The 11,198-nt window shown below is 60.2% G+C and carries 9 protein-coding genes; 8 read left to right on the forward strand and 1 reads right to left on the reverse strand.

Features of this window, described 5'->3' with window-relative positions:
* The first annotated feature begins 33 nt into the window (after positions 1-33).
* From glpK to glpD, 3 genes are all read left to right on the forward strand, one after another.
* The gene (gene glpK, locus AOA59_RS03835) at positions 34-1,539 is read left to right on the forward strand and encodes a glycerol kinase GlpK (protein WP_017137034.1); all 1,506 of its coding nucleotides are present in this window, start codon (positions 34-36) and stop codon (positions 1,537-1,539) included.
* 95 nt (positions 1,540-1,634) lie between these two features.
* On the forward strand, positions 1,635-2,390 hold the full coding sequence (locus AOA59_RS03840) for a DeoR/GlpR family transcriptional regulator (protein WP_010212755.1): 756 nt from the start codon (positions 1,635-1,637) through the stop codon (positions 2,388-2,390).
* A 288-nt stretch (positions 2,391-2,678) separates the two neighbouring features.
* Positions 2,679-4,217, forward strand: a complete 1,539-nt coding sequence (gene glpD, locus AOA59_RS03845; protein ID WP_099485995.1) for a glycerol-3-phosphate dehydrogenase — start codon at positions 2,679-2,681, stop codon at positions 4,215-4,217.
* A gap of 49 nt (positions 4,218-4,266) precedes the next feature.
* On the opposite strand, the gene AOA59_RS03850 is transcribed toward glpD, so the two are convergent.
* Positions 4,267-4,977, reverse strand: a complete 711-nt coding sequence (locus AOA59_RS03850; RefSeq protein WP_099485997.1) for a tetratricopeptide repeat protein — start codon at positions 4,975-4,977, stop codon at positions 4,267-4,269.
* A 124-nt stretch (positions 4,978-5,101) separates the two neighbouring features.
* On the opposite strand from AOA59_RS03850, the gene AOA59_RS03855 reads away from it, so the two are divergent.
* From AOA59_RS03855 to AOA59_RS03880, 5 genes are all read left to right on the forward strand, one after another.
* Positions 5,102-7,426, forward strand: coding sequence for a TonB-dependent siderophore receptor (locus AOA59_RS03855; protein ID WP_099485998.1), 2,325 nt, complete (start codon positions 5,102-5,104; stop codon positions 7,424-7,426).
* 383 nt (positions 7,427-7,809) lie between these two features.
* A complete protein-coding gene (locus AOA59_RS03865) occupies positions 7,810-8,736 on the forward strand; it encodes a glutamate/aspartate ABC transporter substrate-binding protein (protein ID WP_065928902.1) in 927 nt (308 codons plus the stop codon).
* A gap of 194 nt (positions 8,737-8,930) precedes the next feature.
* Positions 8,931-9,677 carry an amino acid ABC transporter permease gene (locus tag AOA59_RS03870; RefSeq protein WP_017137031.1) on the forward strand — a complete coding sequence of 249 codons (747 nt, stop codon included), beginning with the start codon at positions 8,931-8,933 and terminating at the stop codon, positions 9,675-9,677.
* A complete protein-coding gene (locus AOA59_RS03875) occupies positions 9,677-10,348 on the forward strand; it encodes an amino acid ABC transporter permease (RefSeq protein ID WP_017137030.1) in 672 nt (223 codons plus the stop codon). Before AOA59_RS03870 ends, AOA59_RS03875 begins: the two co-directional genes overlap by 1 nt.
* A complete protein-coding gene (locus AOA59_RS03880) occupies positions 10,345-11,079 on the forward strand; it encodes an amino acid ABC transporter ATP-binding protein (RefSeq protein ID WP_017137029.1) in 735 nt (244 codons plus the stop codon). The genes AOA59_RS03875 and AOA59_RS03880 overlap by 4 nt, the downstream gene beginning before the upstream one ends.
* Positions 11,080-11,198 lie beyond the last annotated feature (119 nt).

Genomic DNA, 11,198 nt, shown 5'->3' on the forward strand with positions numbered 1-11,198 from the left:
TCTGACTTCCTTATTTCGTCCAAGGCAATTGACATGACCGACATTCAGAATAAGAACTACATCATTGCCCTCGATCAGGGCACCACCAGTTCGCGGGCGATCATCTTCGATCGTGACGCCAACGTGGTCTGCACCGCCCAGCGTGAATTCGCTCAGCATTACCCGCAGGCCGGTTGGGTCGAACATGACCCGATGGAAATCTTCGCGACCCAGAGCGCGGTGATGGTCGAGGCCCTGGCACAAGCCGGCCTGCACCATGACCAAGTCGCTGCCATCGGTATTACCAACCAGCGTGAAACCACCGTGGTCTGGGACAAGATCACCGGCCGCCCGATCTACAACGCGATCGTGTGGCAGTGCCGCCGCAGCACCGAGATCTGCCAGCAGCTCAAGCGCGACGGCCACGAGCAATACATCAGCGACACCACCGGCCTGGTCACCGACCCGTACTTCTCCGGCACCAAGCTCAAGTGGATCCTCGACAACGTTGAAGGCAGCCGCGAGCGTGCGCGCAACGGCGAACTGCTGTTCGGTACCGTCGACAGCTGGCTGATCTGGAAATTTACCGGCGGCAAAACCCACGTCACCGACTACACCAACGCCTCGCGCACCATGCTCTTCAACATCCACACCCTGGAGTGGGATGCGAAGATGCTGGAGATCCTCGACGTACCGCGCGAAATGCTGCCGGAAGTTAAGTCTTCCTCGGAAATCTACGGCCGTACCAAAAGCGGCATCGCCATCGGCGGGATTGCCGGTGACCAGCAAGCGGCGCTGTTCGGCCAGATGTGCGTGGAAGCAGGCCAGGCCAAGAACACTTACGGCACCGGTTGCTTCCTGCTGATGAACACCGGCGACAAGGCTGTGAAATCCAAGCACGGCATGCTCACCACCATCGCTTGCGGCCCACGTGGCGAAGTGGCTTACGCCCTCGAAGGCGCGGTCTTCAACGGTGGCTCTACCGTGCAATGGCTGCGTGACGAGCTGAAAATCATCGCCGACGCCACCGACACCGAATACTTCGCCGGCAAGGTCAAGGACAGCAACGGCGTGTACCTGGTGCCCGCCTTCACCGGCCTGGGCGCCCCGTACTGGGACCCGTATGCCCGTGGCGCGCTGTTCGGCCTGACCCGTGGCGTGCGTGTGGACCACATTATTCGTGCCGCCCTGGAGTCGATTGCCTACCAGACCCGCGACGTGCTGGACGCCATGCAACAGGACTCGGGCGAACGCCTCAAAGCCCTGCGTGTGGACGGCGGCGCGGTGGCCAACAACTTCCTGATGCAGTTCCAGGCCGACATCCTCGGCACCCAGGTCGAGCGCCCGCAAATGCGCGAGACCACGGCACTCGGCGCCGCGTACCTGGCAGGCCTGGCCTGCGGTTTCTGGGGCAGCCTGGACGAACTGCGTGGCAAGGCCGTGATCGAGCGCGAATTCGAACCACAGCTTGATGAAGCCGCCAAAGAGAAGCTCTACGCCGGCTGGCAAAAAGCAGTCAGCCGCACACGCGACTGGGAACCGCACGAAGGCGCTGAATAAGCCAACCGCCGGACCCATATCGGGTTGTAACTGGCGGGGAGTCGATTGCTGCGGCATCATGGGCCACTTTTGTATGGCAGCCCAAAGGACGCCCCATGAATCTGCCTCCCCGCCAACAACAAATCCTCGAACTGGTGCGCGAACGCGGCTACGTCAGTATCGAGGAGATGGCGCAGCTATTCGTTGTCACCCCGCAAACCATCCGCCGCGATATCAACCAGCTGGCGGACGCCAATCTGCTGCGCCGCTACCACGGCGGCGCGGCCTATGACTCCAGTGTCGAAAACACCGCGTACGCCATGCGGGCCGACCAGATGCGTGACGAAAAACAACGCATCGGAGAAGCCATTGCCGCGCAAATCCCTGATCACGCCTCGCTGTTTATCAATATCGGCACCACCACCGAGTCCATCGCCCGTGCGCTGCTCAATCACAACCACCTGAAAATCATCACCAACAACCTCAACGTTGCGACCATGCTCAGTGCCAAGGACGACTTCGACGTGCTGTTGACCGGCGGCAACGTGCGCCGTGACGGCGGTGTGGTGGGCCAGGCGAGTGTCGACTTTATCAACCAGTTCAAGGTCGACTTTGCCTTGGTGGGCATCAGCGGCATTGATGAAGATGGCAGCCTGCTGGACTTCGATTATCAGGAAGTCAGGGTTTCCCAGGCGATCATCGCCAATGCACGCCAGGTGATTCTGGCGGCGGACTCAAGCAAATTCGGGCGCAATGCCATGATTCGCTTGGGGCCGATCAGTCTGGTGGACTGCCTGGTGACCGATCAGCAGCCAGTGCCGGCGTTGGTGCAGTTGCTGAATCAGCACAAGGTTCGGCTGGAAGTGGTTTAGCGCCTGCACTGGCGCCATTGCGGGCCAGCCCGCTCCCACAGTTGACCGCATTTTCATGTTGGAACCCGGTCAACTGTGGGAGCCGGGCTTGCCCGCGATAGCGATGGATCCGACACCCCGATCTCTTGAGCCTGCCCTAGGCTCATGTTCACAATTGTTCCTTTCTCCGCCCTTCGATGAGTTTTTTCAATCGAAGTCAGGTGGCTGTGCGCGCGTTTATCAGCTACCATTTTCGCAAATGAACATTAATGTTCGAATTCCAAGACAAAAAGATCGCGAGGCCAGCCGATGAACCTTTCCACCTTGCCTGCTCCACCGCTTGCTGAAGTCTATGACGTCGCCGTAATTGGCGGCGGGATCAATGGCGTCGGCATTGCAGCAGACGCAGCCGGGCGCGGTTTGTCGGTATTCCTTTGCGAAAAGGACGACTTGGCCAGCCACACCTCTTCGGCCAGCAGCAAGCTGATCCACGGTGGCCTGCGCTACCTCGAACATTACGAATTCCGCCTGGTGCGCGAGGCGCTGGCCGAACGTGAAGTGCTGCTGGCCAAGGCCCCGCACATCGTAAAGCAGATGCGCTTTGTCTTGCCGCACCGTCCGCACCTGCGCCCGGCGTGGATGATTCGCGCGGGCCTGTTCCTGTACGACCACTTGGGCAAGCGTGAAAAACTCGCCGGGTCCAAGAGCCTCAAGTTCGGCCCCGACAGCCCGCTGAAAAGCGAAATCACCAAAGGCTTCGAATACTCCGACTGCTGGGTCGATGACGCACGTCTAGTCGTGCTCAACGCCATGGCCGCCCGCGAAAAAGGCGCGCATATCCACACCCAGACCCGTTGCATCAGCGCACATCGCAGCAACGGCATGTGGGAAATGAACATGGAGCGCGCCGATGGCAGCCTGTTCTCGATCCGCGCCCGCGCCTTGGTGAATGCCGCCGGCCCGTGGGTCGCCAAGTTCATCAAGGAAGACCTGAAGCTGGACTCGCCTTACGGCATCCGCCTGATTCAGGGCAGCCACTTGATCGTGCCGAAACTCTACGAAGGTGCGCACGCGCACATTCTGCAGAACGAAGACCAGCGCATCGTCTTCACTATTCCGTACCTGAACCACCTGACCATCATCGGCACCACCGACCGTGAGTACACTGGCGATCCGGCGAAGGTTGCGATTACTGAAGGTGAAACCGACTACATGCTCAACGTGGTCAACGCGCACTTTAAGAAGCAGCTGAGTCGCGACGACATCGTGCACACCTACTCCGGCGTGCGCCCGCTGTGCAACGACGAATCGGACAACCCGTCGGCCATCACCCGCGACTACACCCTGTCACTGTCTGGCGGTAAGGGTGAAGCGCCGATCCTGTCGGTGTTCGGTGGCAAGTTGACCACCTACCGCAAGCTGGCCGAGTCGGCGATGGCGCAACTGGCGCCGTTTTTCACGCAGATGCGCCCAAGCTGGACCGCCACCGCGAGCCTGCCGGGCGGCGAAGACATGACCACACCAGAAGCCCTGGCCGAAGCGATTCGCGCCAAGTTCGACTGGGTACCCAGCGAGATCGCACGCCGTTGGTCCACCACGTACGGCAGCCGTACCTGGCGCTTGCTCGAAGGTGTGCAATCGTTGGCTGACTTGGGCGAGCACCTGGGTGGCGGCCTGTACACCCGCGAAGTCGATTACCTGTGCGCCGAAGAATGGGTGACGCAACCGCACGATGTGCTGTGGCGCCGCACCAAGCTGGGCTTGTTCACCACACCACAAGAGCAGGACAACCTGCAGCGTTACCTGTCCAAGGTTGAGCAAACCCGCGCAAAGATTGAAGCGGCCTGATCGCAGGCCGTAACAAGAAGCCCCTGCACCGCAAGGTCCAGGGGCTTTTTTATGTCGCGAGTGCCAGGCGCTGATAACGCAGGCCCATGTCTCGAATCGCGCTGGACGCCGCGCTCAGCAGCACCGGATAAGCCGCCTGCAGAAACCCCGGCGTCGCCGTCGCCAGCGCACGCTCAAGCCATACGCAGGCCTGGGCTTCATCGCCCTCTGCCACCAACTCCGCAGCATGGTTGTACTGCCCGCGAAAATCTCCGGCCTCGGCCGAGCGCTGATACCACGCTTTGGCCAGGCGCACATCCTTGGGCACCACCACGCCCTCATGGTGGAAACGCCCCAGCAGGTTCATCGACTTGGCGTGGCCCTTATCCGCCGCCTGCGCAAACAGCGCATACGCCGCGCCCAGGTCACGCTCCACACCGCGCCCGCCGGTGAGCAATTGCGCGTAGTTGTACAACCCCCAATCCAGGCCCAGGTCGGCGGCGTGTCGGTAATGCTGCGCGGCATCCGCCAGATCGATGGCGCAGCCCCAGCCATTCTCCAGGCAGCGCCCGATCATGTTGATCGCCATGGGGTGGCGCTGGCGTGCGGCGATGCGAAACCAGCTCAGCGCCAGCGCCTCATCCTTCTGCACGCCACGGCCGTCGAGCAACAGCTGCGCCAGTGCTGCCTGCGCGTCGGCATCGCCCAGTTGCGCGGCATGCATGACCCAACGTGCATAGGCGCGTGGGTTTTCACCGATATTCGACGGATCGCTCTGCATGGCAGCCCTGTATTGCGATCGAGGACCGCAAAAGTTTCATGAATTATTTCGTTACAAACTATTACATTTGAGATCCTTTATCAATTACGATCGCCTCTCACTTTCACTCACACGAGAATAATCAATGGCTACCGGGATCAGTTCTGCCCCCCTTTCATCGCGGCATTTGCTCGCGTCGGCAGTGGGTTTGGCAGTGGCTGCGCAGGGAGGATTCAGTTATGCAGCGCAGACGGCAGCAGATGACGGCACGGGCGTAATCCAGCTCGGCGCGACCAGTATCGAAGGTCAGGCGCCGAGCCAGAGCACTTACACCCCCGCCGCTCCCTCATCCCCCAAGTACACCGAGTTGCTGCGCGATACGCCGCAGACCATCACGGTGGTGCCCAAGGAAGTCATCCATGACCAGAACCTGCTGACCCTGCGCGATGTGCTCAGCACCGTGCCCGGCATCACCTTTGGTGCCGGCGAAGGCGGCAGCGGTTATGGCGACAGCATCAACCTGCGCGGCTTCTCGGCCAGCGGCGACATCTACGTCGACGGCGTGCGCGACAGCGCGCAATACAGCCGCACCGACCCGTTTAACCTGGAACAGGTCGAAGTGGTCAGCGGCGCAAGCTCGGTGTACTCAGGTTCCGGTGCAGTCGGCGGCACCATCAACCTGGTGACCAAGCAACCTGAGCTGCGCGATAAAACCACGATCAGCGCCGGTATCGGCACCGACAGCTACAAGCGCCTCACCCTGGACACCAACCAGCAACTCAACGACACCACCGCCTTCCGGTTGAACCTGATGGCCCATGGTAACGACGTGCCGGGCCGCGATTATGAAGATTACTCGCGCTGGGGCATCGCGCCCTCTATCGCTTTCGGCCTGGGCACGCCAACCCGCGTCACCGTCAGTTATGAGCATCAGAAAGACGACAACACGCCGCAATACGGCATTCCTATCTACAACGGCAAACCGATGCCGGGCGTGGGCTGGAGCGATTACTACGGCTACCACAACATCAATGACCAGCAAATCACCGCGGACGCGTTCAGCCTGAAGCTTGAGCACGACTTCAACGACGCCGTCTCGGTGCGCAACTTCACCCGCGTCGAGCGCGTGCGCCAAGACCTGCGCGCCTCCGGCCCCGAAGGCGCCCAAGCCGGCTGCCTCGCCACCGGCACCCAGATCACCGGCGCCCCGTGCACGGGCGGGCTCAAACCCGGCTACTTCCAGCCAAGCGGCGGCTCGCTGGGTAACGAGCGCAACACCCAAAACAAGATGTTCACCAACCAGACTGACGTGACCAGCCACTTCAGTACCGGTTTCGTCGAGCACACATTGGTCACCGGTATCGCCATCAGCCGCGAGGAATACGAGGCGGACACCGGCAAATGGCTGACCAACGCCAACGGCAGCACCCTCGTGCCGCCACCGGTCAGCTTCAGCGACCCGAACTCGGAATGGAACGGCCCGGTCAACTTCACCCGTGCGGCGCATATCGACGGTGCGCTTAACAACCGCGCCGCCTATGCCTTCGACACGCTCAAGCTCAGCCCGCAATGGGAAATCAACGGCGGCCTGCGCTACGAGCACAACGCCGGCAGTTCGGTGACCAACGCCTACTCCAGCACCGGCGTGGAAACCCCTGGCGGGCGCTTCGGCCAAGCGGATGACCTGACGTCCTATCGCCTGGCGCTGGTGTACAAGCCGGCCGAAAACGGCAGCCTCTACATCGCCTACGGCAACAGCAAGACGCCGTCCCAGGCCAGCGTGAACGGCAGTTGCTACACCCCGGCCAAGAACAACATGGCAGCCATCAACAACTGTAATGTCTCGCCGGAAACCGCGGTCAGCTACGAAATCGGCACCAAGTGGGACTTCTTCGACAACGCCCTGTCGATCACTGGCGCAGTCTTTCGCAATGACCGCACCAACTACAAAGTCGCCAGCAATGACCCAACCAACCTCAGCGGCACGCAATCGCTCGACGGTAAAGCGCGTGCCGATGGCGTTGCGCTGGGCCTGAGCGGCGCGATCACGGACAAGTGGAAGGTCTTCGCCAATTACACCTACCTCGACACCCGCGTACTGCGCAGCGCCAGCGACTTCACCCTGGCAACCACCGGGTTCGACGCACAGAAAGGCGAACCGCTACCGTTCACGCCCAAACATGCAGCCAGCCTGTGGACGGTGTACGACCTGCCGTATGACTTCCAAGTGGGCTACGGCATCACCGCGCAATCCAGGCAGTACCTGGTCAGCGCCGCCGGGGCACCGACTGCGCCTGGCTACGCGGTACAGCGTGCGATGCTCGGGTATAAGGTCAATAAACAGCTGAACCTGCAGTTGAACGTCAACAACCTGTTCGACAAGCAATACCTGACGCGCATCCGCAACAACGGTTGGGCCGTGCCGGGTGATGGGCGTGCGGCGGTGGTGTCGGCGGACTACACCTTCTAAAACCTGCACCTTCCCCTGTGGGAGCTGGCTTGCCTGCGATGCAGGCAACTCGGTACATCAGGCAAACCCGGTTGATGCCATCGCAGGCAAGCCAGCTCCCACAAAAGGCCTGCCGGGAATACCGTGCTAACCATTCGGTTTTCCGAACACCAAACCCCACCCTATTCGGTTTGCCGGACCGAAGCGTTACAAATCCCTCGTAACACAAAGTTAATCTCCTTATAAATCAAACAAATAACCTTTTATTTCCGGTATGGCACGACTCATGCTCTACACTCCCTGACGATTGCCTGAGGCGCCTTAGGAGCCGTCATGGGCAGTCGCAGTACAAAGAGAGCCGCTTAGCAGGCTTCATAAAAAAAACAAATGTCGAGGAAGTATTGATGCGCATCGTTCCCCATATCCTGGGCGCAGCTATCGCTGCTGCTCTGATCAGCACTCCAGTTTTCGCCGCCGAACTCACCGGCACACTGAAGAAAATCAACGACTCCGGCACCATCACCCTCGCTCACCGCGACAGCTCCATTCCGTTTTCCTACATCGCGGATGGCTCGGGCAAACCCGTGGGCTACTCCCACGATGTTCAGTTGGCTGTGGTTGAAGCCCTGAAAAAAGACCTGAACAAGCCCGACCTGAAGACCAAGTACAACCTGGTGACTTCGCAGACTCGTATCCCGCTGATCCAGAACGGCACTGCGGACCTTGAGTGCGGCTCCACCACCAACAACGCCGAACGCGCCCAGCAAGTTGATTTCACCGTCAACATCTTCGAAATCGGCACCCGTCTGCTGGTCAAGAAGGACAAGGATGGCAAGCCGTCCTACGCTGACTTTGCCGACCTGAAAGGCAAAAACGTCGTGACCACCGCCGGCACCACGTCCGAGCGCATCATCAAAGCGATGAACGCCGACAAGCAGATGGGCATGAACGTCATCTCCGCCAAAGACCACGGCGAATCCTTCCAGATGCTCGAAAGCGGCCGTGCCGTTGCGTTCATGATGGACGACGCCCTGCTGGCCGGCGAAGAAGCCAAGGCCAAGAAGCCGGACGACTGGGTCATCACCGGTACTCCGCAGTCCTTCGAAGCCTACGCGTGCATGGTGCGTAAAGACGACCCGGCCTTCAAGAAAGCCGTGGATGACGCCATCGTCGCCCTGTACAAATCCGGCGAGATCAACAAGATCTACAGCAAGTGGTTCGAGAGCCCGATCCCACCAAAAGGCCTGAACCTGAACTTCCCGATGAGCGAAAAGGTTAAGGAGCTGATCGCTAACCCAAGCGACAAGCCAGCCCCCGACGTAAAAATCTGATACCTGACTAAGCTTATGTCCTGAGGGAGCCAACCCTCCCTCAGGCGTCTGTTACTACCTGCTGGCTTTAATGTGGAACACTCGACCTGGCGGTTTTCGAGCCGATCGCGTGTGCCTGGCGTTCACCGTCAGGCGGGAAAGGATCTTCCCCAAGCAGGTGCTTGTACATCGATCGATCTCGAGGGGAGACCCTAATGAATTACAACTGGGACTGGGGCGTGTTCTTCAAGTCCACGGGCGTTGGCAGCGAGACTTATCTCGACTGGTACATCGCCGGTTTGGGCTGGACCATCGCCATCGCTGTCGTGGCATGGATCATTGCCTTGTTGCTTGGCTCCATTCTGGGCGTCATGCGCACCGTGCCAAACCGTCTCGTAGCGGGTATCGCGACCTGCTACGTGGAACTGTTTCGTAACGTGCCGCTGCTGGTGCAGCTGTTTATCTGGTACTTCCTGGTGCCCGATATGCTGCCGCAGAACCTGCAGGACTGGTACAAACAAGACCTCAACCCGACCACCTCGGCCTACCTGAGCGTTGTCGTGTGCCTGGGCCTGTTCACCGCCGCCCGTGTGTGCGAACAAGTGCGTACCGGCATCCAGGCGCTGCCACGTGGCCAGGAAGCTGCGGCGCGTGCCATGGGCTTCAAGCTGCCGCAGATCTACTGGAACGTGCTGCTGCCCCAGGCCTACCGCATCATCATTCCGCCGCTTACCTCGGAATTCCTCAACGTGTTCAAGAACTCCTCCGTGGCGTCCTTGATCGGCTTGATGGAACTGCTGGCGCAAACCAAACAGACCGCCGAGTTCTCGGCCAACCTGTTTGAAGCCTTCACCCTGGCCACGTTGATCTATTTCACCTTGAACATGAGCCTGATGTTGCTGATGCGCGTGATCGAGAAGAAAGTCGCGGTGCCCGGCCTGATCTCCGTGGGGGGTAAATAATGGACTTCGATTTCAGCGGTATCATCCCCGCCATCCCGGGCCTGTGGAACGGCATGGTCATGACCTTGCAGTTGATGGTCATGGGCGTGGTCGGCGGCATTGCGCTGGGTACGGTCCTGGCGCTGATGCGCCTGTCGTCCAGCAAACTGCTGTCACGCCTGGCCGGCGCCTACGTGAACTACTTCCGCTCGATCCCGCTGCTGCTGGTGATCACCTGGTTCTACCTGGCGGTGCCGTTCGTGTTGCGCTGGATCACCGGCGAAGACACCCCGATCGGTGCGTTCACCTCCTGCGTCGTGGCCTTCATGATGTTCGAAGCCGCGTACTTCTGTGAAATCGTGCGGGCCGGCGTGCAGTCGATTCCCAAGGGCCAGATGGGCGCAGCCCAGGCGATGGGCATGACGTATGGCCAGACCATGCGCCTGATCATCCTGCCCCAGGCGTTCCGCAAGATGACCCCGTTGCTGCTGCAACAGTCGATCATCCTGTTTCAGGACACCTCGCTGGTCTACACCGTGGGCCTGGTGGACTTCCTCAACTCCGCCCGCTCCAACGGCGACATCATCGGCCGCTCCAATGAGTTCCTGATCTTCGCCGGTGTCGTCTACTTCATCATCAGCTTTTCCGCCTCGCTGCTGGTCAAGCGTCTGCAAAAAAGGTTTGCCGTATGATCTCTATCAAGAACATCAACAAGTGGTATGGCGACTTCCAGGTGCTGACCGATTGCAGCACTGATGTCAAAAAAGGCGAAGTGATCGTGGTGTGCGGCCCATCGGGTTCGGGCAAATCCACCCTGATCAAGTGCGTCAACGCGCTGGAACCGTTCCAGAAGGGCGACATCGTGGTCGACGGCACCTCCATCGCCGACCCGAAGACCAACCTGCCCAAACTGCGCTCGCGCGTGGGCATGGTGTTCCAGCACTTCGAGCTGTTCCCGCACCTGACCATCACCGAAAACCTGACCATCGCGCAGATCAAGGTGCTGGGCCGCAGCAAGGAAGAAGCCACCAAAAAAGGTCTGCAACTGCTTGACCGTGTGGGCCTGTCGGCACACGCCCATAAGCATCCGGGCCAGCTCTCCGGCGGCCAGCAACAGCGTGTGGCCATTGCCCGCGCCCTGGCCATGGACCCGATCGTCATGCTGTTCGACGAACCGACCTCGGCACTCGACCCGGAAATGGTCAACGAAGTGCTCGACGTGATGGTGCAACTGGCCCACGAAGGCATGACCATGATGTGCGTGACCCACGAAATGGGCTTCGCGCGCAAAGTGGCCGACCGTGTGATCTTCATGGACGCCGGCAAGATCATCGAAGACTGCCCGAAAGAAGAGTTCTTCGGCGACATCAGCGCCCGCTCCGAACGCGCGCAGCACTTCCTTGAGAAAATCCTGCAGCACTAAAAAGCAGCACTGTTCTCCCTGTGGGAACCGGGCTTGTGTGGAAGACGGCTTGTGAGGGAGCTGGCTTGCCTGCGATAGCATCACCTCGGTGCAACTGATACACCGAGGCGCCTGCATCG

The sequence above is a fragment of the Pseudomonas sp. 2822-15 genome, assembly GCF_002742515.1.
GTDB lineage: Bacteria > Pseudomonadota > Gammaproteobacteria > Pseudomonadales > Pseudomonadaceae > Aquipseudomonas > Aquipseudomonas salomonii.

What these genes read in the sequence shown, in the direction of transcription:
- glpK (WP_017137034.1), top strand. Translation starts at nt 34, where the DNA reads ATGACCGACATTCAGAATAAGAACTACATCATTGCCCTCGATCAGGGC.
- AOA59_RS03840 (WP_010212755.1), top strand. Translation starts at nt 1,635, where the DNA reads ATGAATCTGCCTCCCCGCCAACAACAAATCCTCGAACTGGTGCGCGAA.
- glpD (WP_099485995.1), top strand. Translation starts at nt 2,679, where the DNA reads ATGAACCTTTCCACCTTGCCTGCTCCACCGCTTGCTGAAGTCTATGAC.
- AOA59_RS03850 (WP_099485997.1), bottom strand. Translation starts at nt 4,977, where the DNA reads ATGCAGAGCGATCCGTCGAATATCGGTGAAAACCCACGCGCCTATGCA.
- AOA59_RS03855 (WP_099485998.1), top strand. Translation starts at nt 5,102, where the DNA reads ATGGCTACCGGGATCAGTTCTGCCCCCCTTTCATCGCGGCATTTGCTC.
- AOA59_RS03865 (WP_065928902.1), top strand. Translation starts at nt 7,810, where the DNA reads ATGCGCATCGTTCCCCATATCCTGGGCGCAGCTATCGCTGCTGCTCTG.
- AOA59_RS03870 (WP_017137031.1), top strand. Translation starts at nt 8,931, where the DNA reads ATGAATTACAACTGGGACTGGGGCGTGTTCTTCAAGTCCACGGGCGTT.
- AOA59_RS03875 (WP_017137030.1), top strand. Translation starts at nt 9,677, where the DNA reads ATGGACTTCGATTTCAGCGGTATCATCCCCGCCATCCCGGGCCTGTGG.
- AOA59_RS03880 (WP_017137029.1), top strand. Translation starts at nt 10,345, where the DNA reads ATGATCTCTATCAAGAACATCAACAAGTGGTATGGCGACTTCCAGGTG.